We start from the raw sequence: 825 nt of genomic DNA, 5'->3' as shown, positions 1-825 counted from the left end.
CGCGGCCTCATCGGAAGCTGCCGGGCCGGTGAGCACGCCGGAGATGGCGGCGGCGACCTCGTCGGAGGCGAGGATGCGCTTGACCAGCGGGCGGATCACCAGGAACAGCACGATCAGGCCGAGCAGCATCATCACGCCGAGCTCGACGAAGTACATGACGTCGTCCTTGGTGAACTGGAGCATGCCGAGCAAGCCGCCGGGTTCGCCGATCGGGGCGGTGGAGGGCGCATCGGCAAAGCGCAGATTGACGACCTCGACCTGGTCGCCGCGCTTCTGGTCGAAGCCGATCGCCGAGCGCACCAGCGTTGCGATGCGGTCGAGCTGCTCCTTGGTGCGGTCCTGATAGGCCAGCTCGCCCTTGTCGTTCTTGGAGTAGATGCCGTCGACCAGCACCGCGACCGAGATGCGGTTGACCCGGCCGGCCTCGGTCACCTCGGTCTTGGTGGTGCGGGAGATCTCGTAATTGTTGGTCTCTTCGGACTTCTTGCTCTGGTCCTTGGCCGCGACGCCGTTGTTCTGCTGGTTGCCGGGCAGCTCGTTGTTGACGGTGACCTGGCCGTTGTTGTCGGCGGTCATGCTCTGCTCTTCGCGGGTCTGGCTCGAGCGCAGCACGCGGCCCTCGGGGTCGAACTTGTCCGAGGTCTGGGTGACCTTGTTGAAGTCGAAATCGGCGGAGAGCTGGACGCGGGCGCGGCCGGAGCCGACCACGGAGGAGACGATGTCCTCGACCTGCTTGCGCATCCGCTTCTCGAAGGAGATGCGGCGCTCCTCGCCGACCGCCTGCTCCGGATCAGCCGCCGCGTCATCACCCCGCTCAACACCATC

Annotated in this window: 1 protein-coding gene; it reads right to left on the bottom strand. The window is 66.2% G+C overall.

Annotation, left to right across the window (positions count from 1 at the left end):
- Positions 1–825: flagellar M-ring protein FliF C-terminal domain-containing protein (locus MOV75_RS40155; RefSeq protein ID WP_309487019.1), on the bottom strand; the 825-nt coding region annotated here is incomplete at both ends.

Origin of the sequence: Bradyrhizobium sp. PRIMUS42 (genome assembly GCF_023006515.1) — a bacterium.
Classification (GTDB): domain Bacteria; phylum Pseudomonadota; class Alphaproteobacteria; order Rhizobiales; family Xanthobacteraceae; genus Bradyrhizobium.
The sequence above is the reverse complement of the archived record's forward strand: the minus strand, read 5'-3'. Positions and strand labels throughout refer to the sequence as shown.